General features: G+C 63.4%; 14 protein-coding genes. All 14 read right to left on the reverse strand.

Annotated elements, in window-relative coordinates; translation table 11 throughout:
- Window positions 1-18: 18 nt before the first annotated feature.
- Window positions 19-504 carry a YajQ family cyclic di-GMP-binding protein gene (locus DSOUD_RS17415; RefSeq protein WP_053552190.1) on the reverse strand — a complete coding sequence of 162 codons (486 nt, stop codon included), beginning with the start codon at window positions 502-504 and terminating at the stop codon, window positions 19-21.
- A gap of 131 nt (window positions 505-635) precedes the next feature.
- Complete coding sequence (locus DSOUD_RS17420) at window positions 636-1,424, reverse strand: LolA family protein (RefSeq protein WP_053552191.1); 789 nt, start codon at window positions 1,422-1,424, stop codon at window positions 636-638.
- Between the two features lie 18 nt (window positions 1,425-1,442).
- Window positions 1,443-1,934 carry a chemotaxis protein CheD gene (locus tag DSOUD_RS17425; RefSeq protein WP_053552192.1) on the reverse strand — a complete coding sequence of 164 codons (492 nt, stop codon included), beginning with the start codon at window positions 1,932-1,934 and terminating at the stop codon, window positions 1,443-1,445.
- Complete coding sequence (locus DSOUD_RS17430) at window positions 1,931-2,551, reverse strand: chemotaxis protein CheC (RefSeq protein WP_053552193.1); 621 nt, start codon at window positions 2,549-2,551, stop codon at window positions 1,931-1,933. Before DSOUD_RS17430 ends, DSOUD_RS17425 begins: the two co-directional genes overlap by 4 nt.
- Window positions 2,548-4,464, reverse strand: a complete 1,917-nt coding sequence (locus tag DSOUD_RS17435) for a chemotaxis protein CheA (protein WP_053552194.1) — start codon at window positions 4,462-4,464, stop codon at window positions 2,548-2,550. Before DSOUD_RS17435 ends, DSOUD_RS17430 begins: the two co-directional genes overlap by 4 nt.
- Before the next feature lie 60 nt (window positions 4,465-4,524).
- The gene (locus DSOUD_RS17440) at window positions 4,525-4,893 is read right to left on the reverse strand and encodes a response regulator (protein WP_053552195.1); all 369 of its coding nucleotides are present in this window, start codon (window positions 4,891-4,893) and stop codon (window positions 4,525-4,527) included.
- Window positions 4,894-4,914: 21 nt separating this feature from the next.
- The gene (locus DSOUD_RS17445; protein ID WP_053552196.1) at window positions 4,915-5,331 is read right to left on the reverse strand and encodes a chemotaxis protein CheW; all 417 of its coding nucleotides are present in this window, start codon (window positions 5,329-5,331) and stop codon (window positions 4,915-4,917) included.
- Window positions 5,332-5,338: 7 nt separating this feature from the next.
- Window positions 5,339-6,610: a methyl-accepting chemotaxis protein gene (locus DSOUD_RS17450; RefSeq protein WP_053552197.1), complete on the reverse strand. Its 1,272-nt coding sequence runs from the start codon at window positions 6,608-6,610 to the stop codon at window positions 5,339-5,341.
- Between the two features lie 92 nt (window positions 6,611-6,702).
- Window positions 6,703-7,554, reverse strand: a complete 852-nt coding sequence (locus tag DSOUD_RS17455; RefSeq protein ID WP_053552198.1) for a CheR family methyltransferase — start codon at window positions 7,552-7,554, stop codon at window positions 6,703-6,705.
- A gap of 54 nt (window positions 7,555-7,608) precedes the next feature.
- On the reverse strand, window positions 7,609-8,619 hold the full coding sequence (gene thiL / locus DSOUD_RS17460; RefSeq protein WP_053552199.1) for a thiamine-phosphate kinase: 1,011 nt from the start codon (window positions 8,617-8,619) through the stop codon (window positions 7,609-7,611).
- Window positions 8,616-10,964, reverse strand: coding sequence for an endopeptidase La (lon, locus tag DSOUD_RS17465; RefSeq protein WP_053552200.1), 2,349 nt, complete (start codon window positions 10,962-10,964; stop codon window positions 8,616-8,618). The genes thiL and lon overlap by 4 nt, the downstream gene beginning before the upstream one ends.
- Before the next feature lie 185 nt (window positions 10,965-11,149).
- The gene (locus DSOUD_RS17470) at window positions 11,150-11,929 is read right to left on the reverse strand and encodes an NRDE family protein (protein WP_053552201.1); all 780 of its coding nucleotides are present in this window, start codon (window positions 11,927-11,929) and stop codon (window positions 11,150-11,152) included.
- Between the two features lie 152 nt (window positions 11,930-12,081).
- Window positions 12,082-12,864 (reverse strand): tol-pal system protein YbgF, encoded by a 783-nt coding sequence (gene ybgF / locus DSOUD_RS17475; RefSeq protein WP_053552202.1) that lies wholly within the window; start codon window positions 12,862-12,864, stop codon window positions 12,082-12,084.
- An 82-nt stretch (window positions 12,865-12,946) separates the two neighbouring features.
- Window positions 12,947-13,486, reverse strand: a complete 540-nt coding sequence (gene pal / locus DSOUD_RS17480) for a peptidoglycan-associated lipoprotein Pal (protein WP_082351368.1) — start codon at window positions 13,484-13,486, stop codon at window positions 12,947-12,949.
- Window positions 13,487-13,516: the final 30 nt, after the last annotated feature.

A 13,516-nucleotide genomic window follows, 5' to 3' on the forward strand; every position in this document is an offset into this window, starting at 1 on the left:
GTACGCTCGGTTCCCGGATCAGGAACGCATGTTGACGAATTGCAGTTCGACGTCGAGGTCTTTCCCCTTGAGCAGTTGAATGACGTCCTGCAGATCATCGATGTTTTTCGAGGTGACCCGCACCTGTTCCTCCATGATCTGCGCCTGAACCTTGAGCTTGGCCTCCTTGATCAGCTTGATGATCTCCTTGGCCTTTTCCGTGGGAATCCCCTGGACGATGGTCACCCGCTGCCGCACCGCCCCGCCCGAAGCCGGCTCCTTCTTGCCGAAATCGAGACATTTGGGAGAGACATTGCGCCGGACCAGCTTCCCCTTGAGAATATCGATGACCGCCTGCAGTTTGTAGTCGTCGGCCCCGAGGAGGACGATGGCGTCCTTTTCGAGGGTGACTTCGTTGTGGCTCCCCTTGAAATCAAAGCGCTGCTCAATCTCCTTGAGAGCCTGGTTGACCGCGTTATCGACTTCCTGCATGTCCACCTTGGATACGACATCGAAACTGGGCATCAAAAACCTCCATGGCCTTCGGGGGAGTCGGGGGACACAAACCCCATTGAATCAATCACTTGTAACACAGAAACGCCCCGGCTGAAAAGTCCGATTCCGGGGCGGCCACTTCCTGCTGTCGGAGAAAAGGTCTAAAAGCCCATTTCGCCGCCGGTGGGGCGGAGCACCTCGACGCCGGCCGGCAGAATGAAGCGGAACCGGCTGCTGCTCAGGCCGCGGTTGACGCGGACGTTGCTGAATTCGATGGTGGTGCGGTTGCCGTTGGGGTCGGTGACGGTCGAGGAGAGGATCGGCAGGATGTTGCCGGTGACCCCGCTTCGGGTGTAGGCCAGGACGGCGTCCCGGTCGACGACGATCTGCATCTGCTGCATCATCGCCGAGGTCCGCCGCGGACGGAGCTCAAGGATATAGTTCCCCTCCACATCCTGATTCGGCTCGGCCCAGGTGATGAGGAAATCCCGGGAAATGTTTCCGAGGCCGGTGAGGAAGGTCGTCGGGTCGTCGGCCCGCTCGCGGCTGGTAAAATCGATCTGCGACTCGATCACCTGGGCGTTCTCCGGCAGATAGACCCAGAGGGTTTTGCCGTCGGAGATGATCTCCTGGGTGGTGGGCTGGTCGTACTCCCAGTAAAACATGGTCAAAGGGACCCGGTCGGTCAGGGTGCGGTCGAAGAGGACCGACACCCGCCCCCGGCCGCGCTGAATTCGGTCGAGGGACTCCAGGCGCGACTCCTGAAAAAAATCGGCCTCGAAATCGACAATGGCCGAGGATGCGGTGCCGCGGGCACCGACCGCATCGATCCTGAAGGGGGTTTCCAGCGTCTTGATCACGTCGCTGAGGCCGATCCGCTCGTCGGCGGCCAGGCAGGCGTTTGCGGAAATCAGCAGCAGGACCAGCAAAATAGCAGCAATCTGTCTCATAGGGTCTCTCCTTAGGGCTTAGATGGAAATGATTCTATCACCAGTTCGCACCGAACGCACCGCCACCTGCCAGGTGGCCAGATCGAATTCGACGGTGCGCCCGTAATTTCCGCCGACATCCTCCGCCAGGAGGGGGAGGTTGAGGGCCTGCAGGGTGTCGCGGGCGGCGGAGATATTTCGGGTGCCGATGGCATTGGCCGGGACGCCGCCGGGAGGCTCGAACATGTTGGCACCGCCGACGATCACCGCGACGATCCGCTCGCGAAGCGCCCCCTGAAGGAGCATCTCCTCGACCATCAGGCGAATGGCGGTGTCGACGAACTTGCTCATCCGCACCTCCCTGATTCCCGGCCGCAGGGAGGGGAGAAGGGTGTGGGCGAGTCCCCCCACCCCGTTTTCCCGGTCGCACAGGACGATGCCCAGACAGCTCCCCAGGCCGTAGGTCACCAGAACGGCGGGCGCCCTGGCGACATGAAACTCGGAGATGCCGACGCGGATCCTGGAATTCATTCCTTCCCCCCCACCGCCCGCAGGAGAACGTCGAGGGAACCGGGATCGGGGAGGAGAAAGAAATGCCCCTTGATCGGCTCCAGATTCGGTTCCTTGCCGTGAAACTCGGTCTCGACCATCAGCGCCAGATCGCTGGCCTGACTCAGTTCGATCAGGACACAGTCGACCACCGCCCCGGCCATGTCGAAGGCCAGCAGGGGGATGGAGGGGATCAGGGTTATGTGCAGCAGGCTCCCCATGGCGCTGAGATAGGCCGAGGCCAGGATGTTGCCGACCTCCTTGAGCGTCGACTCCCCGAGCTCGTCGAGGGCCATCCCCTCCGCCTCCTTCCCCAGGAGACGGGAAATGAGCCGAAGGGCGGACTCCGCCGGGAAAATCAGAAGAATATTCCCCCGGGCGTCACCGAGGATCTGCAGGGTGACGCCGGCGACGACCCGCTCTGCTCCCCCCAGGAGTTCGGGGACCTGTCCGATGTCGGTCACGGTGATGCGCGGCACCCGCAGGTAGACGGTCTCGCCGATCAGCTGGGAGAGGGCGGTCGCCGCATGGCCCATCCCGATGTTGCTGATTTCCTTGAGGGCATCGAGCTGCCCTTCCGTCATGCTGGCATAGGTCATCGGCTGTCTCCTGGGACCCTGGAGAGGGGAGCGACGGTGCGCTCCTCGAGGAGGTACTGGGGATCGATAATGAAAATGATGCTGCCGTCGCCAATGACGGTGGCGCCGCTGACCCCGGCCAGGGAATCGAGGGGAAAGGCGAGGGTCTTGACGAAGGCCTCGCGCTGCCCGCAGAATCGGTCGACCACCAGGCCGACCCGGCGTCCCCGACCCTCGGTGATCACTACCGAAATCGACCCCTCGGAGGGGTTCTTGGGGAGCCCGAGGATCTTGTGCAGCGACAACAGGGGGACCATTTCCTCGCCGAGCTGGATCACCGCCTTGCGCCCCGAGGTCTGGATTCCCTCCCGGGGAAGGTCGAGAGTCCGTTCGACCTTGGTAATGGGTATGCCGATGGTGCGACCGGAGCACTCCACGAGGAGGATCTGGATAATGGCCACCGACAGGGGGAGCTTGAGACGCATGCGGGTCCCCTTTCCCGGTTCGGAAAGGATCTCCAGCCCGCCGCCGAGGTTTTCCACCGCCGATTTGACGACATCCATGCCGACTCCGCGACCGGAGGTTTCCGTAATTTCGGTTGCCGTGGAAAAGCCCGGGATGCACACCAGCTGCAGGGCCTCGCGATCCCGCAGGGACCGGGCCTGGGCAGGAGAGATCAGCCCTTTGGCGACCGCCTTCTGGCGGATGACCAGGGCATCGATCCCCCGTCCGTTGTCGGCGACCTCGAGAAGGACCATGTCCCTTTCCCGCCAGGCACGGACAACGACCTCCCCCTGCTCCTCGATTCCGTGGTCAACGGCATTGCGCACCATGTGCACCAGGGGATCGGCCAGGCCCTCGAGAATCGCCCGGTCCAGTTCCACCTCCTCCCCTTCCACCCGCAGCACCACCTCCTTGCCGGTCTTGCGGGAAAGATCCCGCACCAGGCGCGGCAGATGGCCGGTGATGCTCTCCAGCGGCATCATCCTCACCTGCAGCACGTTGTGGTGCAGGGCGCTGATCAGGCGGGCCAGGTGATCGAGCCCCCCCTGGACATCGGACCAGCGTTCCTGGCGGGAGGCCGTCTGCAACATATAGCGTTGCGTGATCAACTCCCCGGTCAGATTGATGAAGTGGTCGAGGAGGTCGGTTCGCACCCGCACCGTCTGAGGCTGCGCCTCCCGGCGGACCCTTTTCGGCGGCGCGACGGAGGAGGCGGGGCGAAAGACCCGGGCGACGTCGCTGACCCCCGAGAGGAGTTCGACGACCCGGTCCGGGTCCAACTCCGAATCCAGGGTCAGTTCCATGCGCCGTATTTCCCCCCCTTTGCGCAACTGCGCCTCGCTGGGAACGCTCATCACCAGGGTGCCGAGGCGACCCGCTTCCCGAAGGAGGAGGAGAAAGCGAGCCGAGGGGGCCATCGCCTCCGGAGTCAGTTCAACCACCAGGCGGAGGGAGGAAGGGTCGACGGAGAGGGGGGAGGTTTCAACAGCATCGCCGGCGGGAAACGATTCCCCGACCGGAGGGGGGTCGGAAATGAGTTCGAGTTCGGCGTCGAATTCTTCCGTCCCCTGTTCCTTGCCGGCGGCGAGGAAGGCGGCGATCGGTCGTTCGACCCGGTCGGCCTCGATGTCGGCCAGAAGCCCCTCGAGGAGGTCTATTCCGCCGAGGAGCCGGTCGACGGCGGCCGAAGGGACGGCGCCGCTCTTGCGAAAACCATCCATGTAGTCTTCGAGGTGATGGGCGAGTTCGGTGGTGCGGTCGTACCCCATGGAAGCCGCCATCCCCTTGACCGAATGGGCTTCACGGAAGAGGGAATCGATCCCCTCGCGGTCGGAGGGATTCTTCTCCAGGTTGATGAGGAGGGTGCTCATGCTCCGGAGATGTTCTTTGGACTCGGAGAGGAACATCCCCTTGTATTTGGACATATCCATGGGCGAACCTTTGCGGGCGAAGGACGGAGGCAAAAGGACCGGGCGGAGACCGAACCTTTCTCAGCCCTGACCGAGAACCCGCCGCACTACGTCGAGGACTCGCTGTTCCTGAAACGGCTTGACAATGAAATCCCTTGCGCCGGCCTCCACCGCCTCCACCACCAGGGCGTCCTGTCCGAGTGCGCTGCACATCACGACCCGGGCGTTGGGATCGATGAGGTTGATCTCCTGAAGAGCCTCGATTCCGCTCTTCAGGGGCATAACGATATCCATGGTCACCAGGTCCGGCTTGAATTCCTGGAATTTTTCCACCGCCTCGACGCCGTTGGCGGCTTCGCCGACAATGGAGTAGCCCCCCTTGACGAAGATGTCCCTGAGCATGTTGCGCATGAACAAGGCATCATCTACGATCAGCACCTTGGGCCCCATTATTTTCCTCCTGTCAAAGTCCTAAACGGTTTCCAGGCTGGCCAGCAGCCGCGTGGTATCCAGCAGATTGATCATCGTTCCCTGGTAATTGAGCACCGCCCGGATGTAGAGCTGCTCCTGCTGCTCCCTCGGGAAGGGGAGGAGCGCCTCGGCATCCATGGGGATGATTCGGCGAATGGAGGCCACGGCCAGGGCCAGGGAGCAGACCTCCGGCGGGAGCACGACGACCCGGTGATCCCTTCCCCCGGAAGGAAAACCGAGGTAGGAGGCCAGATCGAGAACCGGAAGGATGTTGCCGTGAAAATTGATGGCGCCGAGGACGTGATTCGGAGCCCGGGGGATGTAATGGAGGAGCGGCGATTCGACGACCTCCTGGATGAGAGCCACCTCCAGTCCGAAGGTCTCCTCCCCCAGTTGAAAGATCAGAACCTGTTCCATGATCCCCTCAGCCCTTCTCTGTCCCCACCTGGAAACGCTTGACCACATCGAGGAGATTTTCGGCCAGGGCCGAGAGGGCCTGCGCCGAATGGGCCATATCCTCCATGGATGCCGCCTGCTGTTCGGACGCCGCAGAAACCTCCTCGGTGGCGGCCGCGTTGTCGGTTACCACCTTGGAAATCTCGTCGATGGCCACCACCAGCTCCCTGGCCCCGTCGGTCTGCTTCTGGGAGAGCTCGGCGATTCCCGTCGCCTTGACCTGGGTGCCGAGGGCGGTCTGAATGATCGCCTCGAAGGCCTGACCGGTGCTGTCGAGAGCCTCCCGGCCGGCATCCATCTCGCCGATGCTCTCCTTCATCGAGGCCTGGACCTTCTGATTTTCCTCGCGAATGGCGCCGATGAGGTCGGTGATCTCCCCGGCCGAGCGCCCTGTGGAGTCGGCGAGCTTGCTGATCTCCTCGGCGACCACGGCGAAGCCGCGGCCGTATTCCCCGGCCCGGGCCGCCTCGATGGTGGCATTGAGGGCCAGCAGGTTGGTCTTCTGGGCGATGCCGGTGATGACCTCGACGATCTTGCCGATCTTCTGGACCTGGGTGCCGAAGGAGACGATCTGCGCTCCGTTCTGCTCGACTTCGCCGAGGACCTGCTTCATCTTCTTCATCGCCGCCCGGGCGAGATCTCCGCCGCGCTGCGCATTGTCGGCCGTATCCCGGGCCGAATCCTCCACCCTGTCGGCCGAGGCGGCGACCATGTCGATGGAGGTCGCCATCTCCTTGATCAGATGCGAGCAGCGCTCGATCATCTCCGCCTGGGTTTCGGCCCCGCGACTGACCTGCTCGATGGTGTTGGTGACCTCGTGAGCCGAGGCGGTGATCTGCTGAGAAGTCGCCGAAAGGTTCTGGGACGACTCGGCAACCTTGGTCGAGGAGGTGCGGATGTAGCCGACCAGTTCGCGCAGGCTCTCCACCACCCGGTTCAGCGACAGGGCCAGATCATGGGTCTCATCGGGAAAGAGCGTGCTGCGCAGGCGCACCACCCGCGAAAGGTTGCCGTTGCTGAGATTTTCTGCGGCCTCGGTGAGGTGGCGGATGTTGGCGGTAAAGGCCTTGGAAAAGATCGACCCGAGGATAAGCCCGACCAGGATGGCGACGCTCACCGTCACCAGCTGCTGCCACTCCTCGGGTATCCCCAGATGGGGTGCGACAACGTTCAGCAGCACGATGGAGGCCACCACAATAATGAAGCCCATGATGAACTTATAGCTGATGTCTATGCGCATTGGCCCACTCCTTTTGCAATCCCGGAAAAATTGACAATTGATCGATTTCAGCTGAGGATTCGTCCCCCGAAGGTCCAGGAACCTGAAAGACCCTAGAGCTTCCGGTAGATGCGCTCGGCGGGAAAGGCGACGTGAAACAGCCCTCTGACCTCGCCCGGCAACGTCTCGGCTCTCCCCAGCACCAGATAGCCCCCGGAAGGAAGGACGGCGGCGACTCTGGAAAGGATCGTTTCCTGGTCCCGACGGCCGAAGTAAATCAGCACATTGCGACAGAGGATCAGATCCGCCGGCGGATAGGCCCCGGAATCGAGGATGTTCCGGCACTCGAAACGCACCTTCTCGCGGATCGACCGGCTGAGCCGGAATTCGCGACCTTCCTCGGAAAAATAACGATTCAGGACCGCTTCGGGAACCTCGACGAGGCGCTGGGCGTCATAGAGTCCTTCCCGGGCCCTCTCCAGGACCGCCGGGCTCAGGTCGGTGCCGAGAATGGATATCTGCACCTCCGGAGCCAAAGACTCGGCGAGAAGGGCCAGGGAATAGGGCTCTTCGCCGGCGGCGCAGCCGAGACTCCACAGCCGCACCTCCCGTCGACCCTCCTCGCTGGCCCGAGCGACCAATTCGGGGAGAACCACCCCCTCAAGGACGGCGAAGGTCGAGGGATTGCGGAAGAACTGGGAGACATGAATCGTCAGGGCCGCCAGGAGCGCCGTGACTTCCTCGGGCTCCCGGCGCAGCACCTCCAGGTAGGGGCCCGGGGCATGAAACCCCCGCGCCCGCACCCGGGTGGCAATCCGCCGCTTGATGCAACGGTCCTTGTACATGCCGAGGTCGATCCCCCGCTCCTGCAAGAGATGGAGGCGAACGGCCTCAAAATCCTCCTCGGTAAAATCGCTCCCGACAAAAGGAGCCGGATGTTGTGTCCCCGAAGCTCTCCGGTCCACGCAAACCCCGCCTGGTATTAAGCAATTTTCGGTCCAAAATACGAAGATCGCTGATCAATTCCCGGACGGCTGGCCACCGGAAGCGAAATGATTAAATCCCGCCGGAGCCGGGTGAAGGAGACGGCCGTCGCCGGTCCTGACGGAGAGTCCCTCGGCATTTGCTGTCACCGTTCCGATGCGCGTCAGGGGGAGGTCGAGGCGGCGGGCCAGGGCGCAAAGAGCCTCCTTTTGCCCGGCCGGGGCGGTAAAGAGGAGTTCGTAATCCTCGCCGCCGCTCCAGGCCAGCTCGATCCGGGAGGGATCGGCAGACAGACCCTCTCGAAAGAGCGCGGAGAGGGGGAGCGCTTCCTCCTCGAGGAGGGCACCGACGCCTGAGGCCTCGAGGAGATGGCCGAGGTCGGCAAGGACACCGTCGGAGACGTCAATCATCGCCGAAGGGAGCTTGGCCTCGGCCAGGGCCCGTCCGAGAAGGGTGCGGGCCGTCGGATCATGGTGGCGTGCGGCCAGTGCCGGAGCCGGAACCTCTCCTCTCTGGAGAAGATGCAGGGCCAGGGCACTGTCGCCGACGGTCCCGGAAAGGTAGATGCCGTCGCCGACGACGGCGCCGCTCCGGCGCACCAACTCCCCCTCGGCCACGCTCCCTTCGGCGGTGACGGAAATGAGCAACGGGCCGGGGGATCGGCAGGTGTCCCCCCCCGCCAGGACCGCGCCATAGGCGGCGGCAGACTCGAGAAAACCGTCGATGAAGGCGTCGAGATCCTCAAGACCAAGATCGGCGGGGACTCCCAGTCCGAGGTAAAGATAGCGGGGAACACCGCCCATTGCTGCGATATCACTGACATTTACCGCAACGCTCTTGCGTCCGAGCGTTTTGAGGTCCGTAAAGGCGCGGCGGAAATGGACGTCCTCGATCAGCAGATCGGTGGTGGTCAGGAGGAGCTCCCCGGCCGGCAGGGACAGAGCGGCGCAATCGTCGCCGATGGCGACCCGGACGGCCGGAACGCTTGCGGCCCGACGGCGGATCCGCTCGATAAAACCGAACTCGCCGAGGGCGGCGAGATTCACGCGGTCCCCTTCAGCGCCGCGGCCAGAACCTCGTCCATGGTGCGGGCCAGAACGAATTCGACCTTCTTGCGCAGGTGACGGGGAATATCCTCGAGATCCTTCTCGTTGCGCCGGGGAATGATGATGGTGCCGATGTGGGCCTGCACCGCCGCCAGGACCTTTTCCTTGAGGCCGCCGATGGGAAGAACCTTCCCGCGCAGGGTGATCTCGCCGGTCATCGCCACGTCCTTGCTGACCCGGCGGCCGGAAAGGGCCGAGATCAGCGCCGTGGCCATGGTCACCCCGGCGCTCGGGCCGTCCTTGGGGATCGCCCCGGCGGGGACATGGACATGCAGATCGATCGTTTCGAAAATATCGGGATCGATCCCCAGCTCCACGGCGTGCGCCCGGGCATAGGAGAGGGCGGCCTGGGCACTCTCCTTCATGACGTCGCCGAGCTGACCGGTGAGCGTCAGGTTCCCCTTCCCCTTCATGGTGCTGACCTCGATATAGAGGATTTCGCCGCCGACTTCCGTCCAGGCCAGGCCGGTGGCCACGCCGATCTCGTCCTCCCGGCGCTCCTCCTCGGGGAGGTAGCGGGGCGCTCCGAGGAAACGGGTCACGGCCGTCTCGGTGACCAGCACCGGGTCTTTGCGCCCCTCGGCGACCCGGCGGGCCACCTTGCGGCAGATACTCCCCAGCTCCCGCTCCAGGTTGCGTAGCCCCGATTCGGCGGTGTACCCGGTAATCAGTTTCATGATCGCATTGTCGGAGAAACGCACGTTCCCCTTCTTGAGTCCGTTGGCCTTCTGCTGGCGGGGGACCAGGTACTGCCGGGCAATGGAGAGTTTTTCCTCCGCCGTATACCCCGCCAGGCGAATCACCTCGAGACGGTCCTTGAGGGCCGAGGGGATCGGGTCCATGACGTTGGCCGTGGCGATAAACATCACGTTGGAGAGGTCAAAGGGGAGATTGATGTAGTGGTCGGAAAAGGCGTGATTCTGCTCGGGGTCGAGAAGTTCGAGGAGGGCCGAGGAGGGATCGCCGCGGAAATCGGCGCCGATCTTGTCGAGTTCGTCGAGCATGAAGACCGGGTTGCTGGTCCCGGCCTGCTTGATTCCCTGGATGATCCGCCCCGGAAGCGCCCCGACGTAGGTGCGGCGATGGCCGCGGATCTCGGCCTCATCCCGAACTCCGCCCAGGGAGAGCCGGACGAACTCCCGCCCGAGGGCGCGGGCGATGGAGCGGCCGAGACTCGTTTTGCCGACCCCCGGGGGGCCGACGAAACAGAGCACCGGCCCCTTGAGCTCCTTCTTGAGTTTGCGCACGGCGAGGAATTCGAGGATGCGCTCCTTGACCTTCTCCAGATTATAGTGGTCCTCGTCGAGGACCTTGCGCGCCTTCTTCAGATCGAGGTTGTCCCGGGTCGTCCTGCTCCAGGGGAGCTCCACCAGCCAGTCCATGTAGGTACGCAGGATAGAATACTCGGCGGCCTCCGGGTGCATGGTTTCCAGGCGCTTGAGTTGTTTTTCGGCCTCACCCCTGGCCGTCTCGGGGAGACCGGCCGCCTCCAGCTTCTGCCGGAGCTCGGCGATCTCCTCGGCGCGGGCGTCGGCTTCCCCCAGCTCGGACTGAATGGCCCGCAGCTGCTCCCGGAGAAAATATTCCCGCTGCGATTTTCCCATCTCCTCCTTGGCCTGGCTCTGGATACGGTTTTGCACCGACATCAGCTCCAGCTCCTTGGCCAGGAGATCCTTGACCCTCCGCAGCCGCTCGAGGGGGTCGAGAACTTCGATCAGCTCCTGGGCGCTGGCGACCTTGAGACCCATGTTGCTGGCCACAAGGTCGGCGAGGCTCCCCGGGTCTTCGATATTCTCCACCACCACCATGACCTCGGGAGCGAGGGTCCTTCCCATATTGAGCAGCTCGGCGAGCTGGTCCCGCACGGTGCGCATCAGGGCTTCGACCTCGAGGGGGAGCTCGCTGAGGCGGGGCTCGACCAGGCGCTCGATCCGGGCGGTAAAGAAGGGGGCCTCGGACGTGAATGCCTCGAGGCGACCCTTGGCCAGCCCCTGCACCAGAATCTTGACCCGCCCGTCGGGGAGTTTGAGCATACGCATGATCATCGCCACCGTGCCGACGGTAAAGATGTCTTCGGGCTGCGGTTCTTCCTCCCCCATCTCCCTCTGCGTGGCGAGAAAGATCATCCGGTCCCGGGAAAGAGCGGCCTCCACGGCGGCGATCGATTTCTCCCGTCCGACGAAGAGGGGGAGAATCATATAGGGGAAGATAACCACATCCCGCACGGGCAAAAGGGGGAGTTCATTCGGAATATTCAAATCGCGGTTTTCGGTGGGTTGGGCCAAGATTCCTCCGGCGGGGCTGATCAGACTCTGGATGGATTAACCGGTCGCTGCGCCCCTGAAGACGCTCCGATAGGGGGAGTGCCGGCGACGGCTTTAACATACTGGAGCTTACCGGGAATGTCCAGCCGGAAAAGGCGCTCAGAGCCTCGGTCCCTTGCCGGCAAGCGGGGTTCCCTCTCCCTTTTTCACCCCCCCTTGATGGGAAAAACATGGCGGATCTCTTTAAAGTGATCCGGACCCTCCCCGGGAGAAAAGGTACGCTCAATCAGAGACGCCTGGCCGTCGCCGGAGACCATCAGGACGGTCGAAGACCGGGTACCGTAGGCCGGGGAGAGGATGAAAGGGGGCGAGAGGAGGCGCTCCCAGGGGAGGCCGAAGCCGGTGTCGGGGAGTTCGCTGTCCGGGGGGACGTTCCGGTCGGCCAGGAGGGCGAAGAGATCGGCCTCCAGGGAAGATCCCGAAAGGGCAAGGGCGGAGGCGAGGGCCCTCCGGCAGCGGACGACCTTCGGCCAGGGGGTATCCAGAAGGGCGTTGCTCAGGCCGTAGAGTCCAGGGGACAGGAGGCGGACGCCGTCGACGCGATTGGAGAGATACCAGAGATTCTCCGGCGTACCGGCCAGGAGATTGAAGCCGGGATAGGTCCCCGCCTCGGCGTTCAACTGCGAGAGAAAGTCCTCGGGGCTCTCTTCCCCGGCCAGAAATCCCTTCACCAGCTCCCCCCGGGAACGGCCCCCCGTCATGGTCCGGTCCGCCTCGCGGACATTGGTCACCGCCGACCAACGACCGTCCCGGGTCACCCCCAGCCAGGTCCCGCCTCTTCGCAGGTCGCGCCCGGCCAGCAGGCGCGGCGACTCCGGCCAGAAGCGCGCCGGAGCGGTCGGGCGGTCGTAGAACTCGTCGCGATTGGCGGCGAGGATCAGCGGATAGTCGGGATGGCTGCGGTAAGCAAGGAGAATAAGACACATGGGGGCAGAATCAACTCCACTTCTTCGGTGCGAGAATTTTCCGGCTTTTCATGGGCAGGGTCTCGGCGAGGCACAACGGCGAATAAAAAAGGGGACGACCTGCCGGCCGGCCCCCGATTTATTGCTGTCTCGGCGCTGGAATCGTTTCACGGCTACTTGCCGCGTCCCTCCGCCAGGCGCTCCCGGGCCTTTTTCGCCTCGTCGGAGAGGGGGAAGGTGTCGACCACCTTCTGCAGAATCAACCGGCTATTCTTGTCGTCGCCGAGGGCCTTGAAGGCCAGACCCTGCTTGAGAAGGGCGGCAGCGACCTTGGGGTGGTCGCCATACTGTTGAATGACCTCCTGGAACTGCAGGATCGCATCCTCGTATTTTTTTTCCCCGTAATAGGATTCGCCGACCCAGTACTGGGCATTGACCGCCAGGGGATCCTTCGGATAGCGCTTGACAAAGTCCTGGAGAAGCTTGCGCCCTTCGGCAAAGGCCGATTTCTTCTGGATCAGATCCAGACCCTGCTCATAGAGGGCCGCAGCTGAATCGCCCTGCGGCGACAGGGTCTCCGCATTCAGGCTCTGAGACGAGGATCGTTTCTCCAGACGGTCAATGCGCGCTTCGATGGCGCCGACCTTGAGCCCGAGGTCTTCCCGCACCATGGAGAGGTCGTCGTGAAGCTCCCGCTGCTTCCGGGTCATGTCCTCGAAGCGCCCCCCAACGGACTGAAGCTCGACCCGCAGCGCATCGACTCCGGCCTGCAGGTCGGCCTGACTGCGCGCCATCTGCAGCAACCGGTCATCCGGTCCGGCACTGCGCTGAGCGCTCAGATCCCGCTCCACCGCGGCCAGTCGCCGCTTCATCTCCTCGAGATCGCGCTCCAGGCGCAGTTCGTTCTGGGTCGGGATACATCCCGAGAGAATCCCCAGCAGACCTGCGGCCAGCATGAACCTTTTCCATCCCTTTTGCACCGGCATCCTCCAAAAAAATGAGGCCGCGCCGGAGCGCGGCCTCGGTCAACCGTTTTTCTTAGCGAAGGGGTTTGAACTCGGCCCGCCGGTTCTTGGCCCAGGCCTCTTCCCCGTGACCGGGATCGAGAGGCATCTCTTCGCCGTAGGAGATGATCGACAGGCGGTTGGCCGCAACGCCGAGGGTTTCGAGGTAGCTTTTGGCCGCCATCGCCCGGCGCTCGCCGAGTGCCAGGTTGTACTCGTCCGAGCCGCGCTCGTCGCAATGACCTTCGATGCGCAGTTGAACCGAAGAGTTGGCCTTCAAGTAGGCGGCGTTGCCGGCCAGGGTCGCCCGAGCCTCATCGGTGAGGGTGTACTGGTCGAATTCAAAAAAGATTCTCTGCAGAGTTGCAACGACCGCATCAGCCTGGGTCGCGCTCTCGCTCACCGGTGCCTCGGTCATGGACCCGTCCTGCATGCCGGTCATTCCGGCGGGTGCCTCATCGGCCTGGGCCACAGGGGCCTCAGGAGCAGGCGCCGGTTTCTTCGCGCAACCGGTGACAAGCAGGGCACTCAGGGCGACGACAAGCAGCAAACGTAGAATGATCATGTTCTTCATACTCTTCCACTCCTTTGGTATTGGCGGATG

It is taken from the genome of Desulfuromonas soudanensis (assembly GCF_001278055.1).
GTDB lineage: Bacteria > Desulfobacterota > Desulfuromonadia > Desulfuromonadales > WTL > Deferrimonas > Deferrimonas soudanensis.